The sequence below is a fragment of the Nitrosomonas europaea genome, assembly GCF_900167395.1.
GTDB classification, from domain to species: Bacteria; Pseudomonadota; Gammaproteobacteria; order Burkholderiales; family Nitrosomonadaceae; genus Nitrosomonas; species Nitrosomonas europaea.
The window spans coordinates 1-3,673 of the sequence record NZ_FUWK01000069.1; the positions used below are offsets into that span (position 1 = coordinate 1).

At 63.2% G+C, this 3,673-nt stretch carries 4 protein-coding genes and 3 pseudogenes; 5 read left to right on the plus strand and 2 right to left on the minus strand.

Annotated elements, in window-relative coordinates:
- Window positions 1-101: 101 nt before the first annotated feature.
- The 4 genes and pseudogenes from B5D58_RS14520 to B5D58_RS14260 form a co-directional block, all read left to right on the plus strand.
- A pseudogene (locus B5D58_RS14520) lies at window positions 102-500 on the plus strand (type 1 glutamine amidotransferase family protein); the annotation flags it as partial.
- A 171-nt stretch (window positions 501-671) separates the two neighbouring features.
- Window positions 672-980, plus strand: a complete 309-nt coding sequence (locus B5D58_RS14525) for a helix-turn-helix domain-containing protein (protein ID WP_371937213.1) — start codon at window positions 672-674, stop codon at window positions 978-980.
- 143 nt (window positions 981-1,123) lie between these two features.
- The gene (locus tag B5D58_RS13240) at window positions 1,124-2,188 is read left to right on the plus strand and encodes an alkene reductase (RefSeq protein ID WP_011112968.1); all 1,065 of its coding nucleotides are present in this window, start codon (window positions 1,124-1,126) and stop codon (window positions 2,186-2,188) included.
- A 72-nt stretch (window positions 2,189-2,260) separates the two neighbouring features.
- A pseudogene (locus tag B5D58_RS14260) lies at window positions 2,261-2,426 on the plus strand (IS21 family transposase); the annotation flags it as partial.
- Between the two features lie 75 nt (window positions 2,427-2,501).
- Here the strand turns inward: B5D58_RS14260 and B5D58_RS14390 are convergent.
- Complete coding sequence (locus tag B5D58_RS14390) at window positions 2,502-2,678, minus strand: hypothetical protein (RefSeq protein WP_244855635.1); 177 nt, start codon at window positions 2,676-2,678, stop codon at window positions 2,502-2,504.
- Between the two features lie 58 nt (window positions 2,679-2,736).
- Entirely contained in the window at window positions 2,737-3,474 is a 738-nt protein-coding gene (locus B5D58_RS13250) for a GlcG/HbpS family heme-binding protein (RefSeq protein ID WP_011112966.1), read from the minus strand.
- 70 nt (window positions 3,475-3,544) lie between these two features.
- Between B5D58_RS13250 and B5D58_RS14530 the strand changes: the two are divergent.
- Window positions 3,545-3,673, plus strand: a pseudogene (locus tag B5D58_RS14530) (GlxA family transcriptional regulator); the annotation flags it as partial.

Consider the following 3,673-nt stretch of genomic DNA (forward strand, 5'->3'; position numbering starts at 1 on the left):
TTGATATCATTGTTGCCATGAAACTCCACATCCTTGTTTGTGATGGCGTGTTTGATCTGGGGCTTGCGGCGCTCACTGACACAGTGGGCTTGGCCAATGCGATGTCGGGCTCGCTGCCACAGGCTCCCGCGCACATAGAGCTCACGCTGGTGGGCGTGCGGCGTCGCATCCGAACTGCGCAAGGCTTGACGGTCCCCGTGGTCACTGCGCGTGGTGTGCCGGAACCAGACGTCGTGCTCGTGCCCGCGTTTGGTGACAAGATGCCTGACACGCTCTCGGCTCGGCTCACACGCCCCGACGTGCCCGATGCGGTCGCCATGCTACAGCAGTGGTCCACCGCTGGCGCGCACCTTGGTGCCGCCTGCTCCGGTAGTTTCTTGCTTGCAGAGAGTGGCCTGCTTGATGGACATCGTGCGACGACGTCATGGTGGCTGGGGCCGATGTTTCGGCAGCGCTATCCGAACGTCACGCTGGACGAGTCACGCATGATCGTGAACTCGACACGCTTCACTACCGCGGGTGCCGCTTTAGCCCACGTCGACTTGGCCTTGCGCATCATCCGGGGGCGCAGTCCAGCGCTGGCGGCCCTAGTGGCACGCTATCTGCTGGTCGAGGCACGCAGTTCGCAAGCCGAGTTCGTGATTCCCGACCACCTTGCACATGCCGACCCGATGGTGGAGCGCTTCGAGTGCTGGGCCAGACGTCAGCTCGCGAAGGGGTTCTCGCTGGCCGAGGCGGCCAGCGCCGCGGGCACAAGCGAGCGCACCTTGGCGCGGCGGCTGCAAAGCGTTTTGGGAAAGACACCGCTGTCGTATTTCCAGGACCTGCGCGTGGAGCATGCCGTCCATCTCTTGCGCACCGGGAACGCCAGCGTCGACCAGGTCGCCGCACAGGTCGGGTACTCGGATGGGGTGACCCTGCGGGCCCTGTTGCGCCGCAAGCTGGGCCGGGGTGTCAGGGAGTTGCGACGCGGTGGATGACCAAAGGCGTTTGGTGCATGTACGGCTGGAGACAGCCGCGAAACTGTCGGAAGCAAAGGCTTACCCACTTGCGTCTTCTGAGTATTGGGAATACTGTTAGCTTTACCATTGTTTTTTGTTCACCAATCTGGGGTTTCATCCACATGTTATTCAATCCACTTCAAGTAGGTTCTCTCACCCTGCCCAACCGCATCCTTCTGGCACCACTGACACGCGCCCGTGCCGACGCTGGCCACATGCCCAACGCGCTGATGGCCGAGTACTACAGCCAGCGAGCCACCGGCGGCCTGCTGATTTCCGAATGCACCATGGTGGCGCCCGGTACATCGGCCTTCGTCAATGAGCCTGGCATCTACAACGACGCGCAGATTGCAGCCTGGAGGCAGGTGACCGACGCGGTGCACGCCAAGGGCGGACGCATCTTCATGCAGATCTGGCACGCTGGCCGCGCAGCCTACCCTGGCGCTGCCGATGGCGCCCCCATTGTCTCCAGCAGCGCCACCGCTATTGAGGGTGAGATCCACACGCCCCAAGGCAAGGTGCCGCACGCGGTGCCCCGCCCCCTGACCGTCGACGAGATTCCCGGCATCGTCGCTGCGTTTGCTCAAGGCGCGCGCAACGCCATTGCCGCCGGCTTTGATGGTGTGGAAGTACACGGCGCCAACGGCTACCTGATTGACCAGTTTCTGCGCGACACGCCCAACCAGCGCACCGATGCTTACGGCGGATCGCTGGAAAACCGTGCACGTTTGCTGTTCGAGGTACTCACTGCCGTGACCCAGGCGATCGGTTCCGAACGTGTGGGCCTGCGCCTGTCGCCCCTCAACAGCTTCAACAGCATGAAAGACAGCGACCCGCTGGCCCTCATCGGCTTCCTGGCCGATAGGCTCAATGCCTTCAAGCTAGCCTACCTGCACGTGATGCGCGCCGATTTCTTCGGCGTGCAGAAGGCCGATGTCATGCCCGTAGCGCGTGAAAAGTACAAGGGTGTGTTGGTGGGCAATATGGGTTACAGCGCTGATGAGGCAGAGGCAGCTATTGCCGAAGGTAGGCTTGACGCTGTGGCCTTTGGCACCGCCTTCCTGGCTAACCCGGACCTGCCCGCACGCATCAGGGCCAAGGCACCGCTGAACGCGCCTGACTCCAACACGTTCTACGCAGGTGGCGCCAAGGGCTATACAGACTATCCGACACTGCAGCTCGCGTAAATCACCGCCCCAGAAGACCGAAGAAACGAGCCACTTTATACCCAAGGCTCTGCCCTTCGATCTTGCGAAGCTGTGAGCTGCGAACACGTCATCAACGTGCTGGCACGCTTGCAGGCACAGCCCCTGCCCGAGACAGTTGCGACCATCCTGCAGGTGAGCCAGGCCCCCCCTGGCCGACACGGCGCGCTACGACAGCCTGCGCACAGACATTGTCGCGCAGGAGGCCGATCATGCGTGAGTTGGACAAAGAGCTCAAAGATCTGCGCCTGTATGGCATGGCGGGGGCCTGGGAGGATCTGGTCAAGCAAGGCGGTCATGCGACATTGGAGAGCTCGCGCTGGTTTCTGAAGGCGAATTGCAGTAGGCCGCGCGGGGGCTGGAGCAGCGGATGCGGGCGCGCATGCACTTCGTCCACGGCCGCGGCCCGGTCGGCGTAGGCCGGCATGCCGTACACAGTGGTGGCCTCTGGCGTGCTTCCAATGGTGGCCATGCGGCGGCTTCCCGGTCGTTGCACAAGGGCGGGGCGTGCCCGCCCGTTGTGGCTCAACTTACCGCTTTCGCACCGGGGGCAGGGTCACCTTGTCCTCGGTTCCGCCACACATCGGGTGTTTGAAGCCATTGGCCTGCTCGGCCTTGTCGAGATAGACGATGTTGTCGTCCTTCGCGGGACTGACGCCGGCCGGCACGTAGTCCAGCGCGAGCGCGTGGCGGGTCTTCCACGCGATGTTGTGGTCGGCGCAAGAGGAATCGCCGCTGACGCCGAGCGCGCCCACCCGCGTTCCCTTCGCGTCGTACAGGGCAAGGCCGCCGCCGAACACGTTCACGCCGCCGATCCGCGCGCCCACCAGCGGATCCTTCGCCGTGCCGAAGTCCGCGGCACTGCCGGCGTAGGCTACCTGCGTATCGACCGGGTTGGAAAACTGCAGGCCGAACAGGCTGCCGCCAGGCTGCGTGGCCGAATAGAGGTTAGCGGTGGACAGCGCGAGGCCCGGTAGGCTGAAGGCATTCGCGGTGTTCGCCTTCTGCGCGGAGATCACGCGACTGCCGAGCCACTGGTCGCCGACCTTGGCGCCGGTATGCGCCACGGCGCAAACCGTGCCGTCGGTCGCCACCACGGTGCCACACATGTCGAGGTTGAAGCCGCCGTTGGCGTCCTTGCGGGCATTGGCGAGGGCCTGCTTGAGCTGCTGCCAGTTCGGCAGGCCGTCGCATCCATCGCCGGCATGCGCGGCGAGGGGCAGCAACAGCGAAGAGCACAGCAGGGCGAGTACGGGGAGTTTTGTCATGGTCATGCCTCGGGTTGGAGTGAACCTGAAAGTGGGTGAAGGGATCGACGAGCCTGCAGTCTAAGTCGTCATGACAGCCATCTCTATAGACAATAATGACAATATTGATATCATTGTTGCCATGAAACTCCACATCCTTGTTTGTGATGGCGTGTTTGATCTGGGGCTTGCGGCGCTCACTGACACAGTGGGCTTGGCC

Excerpts from the sequence above, each read along its gene's own strand:
- B5D58_RS14525 (WP_371937213.1), top strand. The coding sequence starts at position 672 with ATGGTGGAGCGCTTCGAGTGCTGGGCCAGACGTCAGCTCGCGAAGGGG.
- B5D58_RS13240 (WP_011112968.1), top strand. The coding sequence starts at position 1,124 with ATGTTATTCAATCCACTTCAAGTAGGTTCTCTCACCCTGCCCAACCGC.
- B5D58_RS14390 (WP_244855635.1), bottom strand. The coding sequence starts at position 2,678 with ATGGCCACCATTGGAAGCACGCCAGAGGCCACCACTGTGTACGGCATG.
- B5D58_RS13250 (WP_011112966.1), bottom strand. The coding sequence starts at position 3,474 with ATGACAAAACTCCCCGTACTCGCCCTGCTGTGCTCTTCGCTGTTGCTG.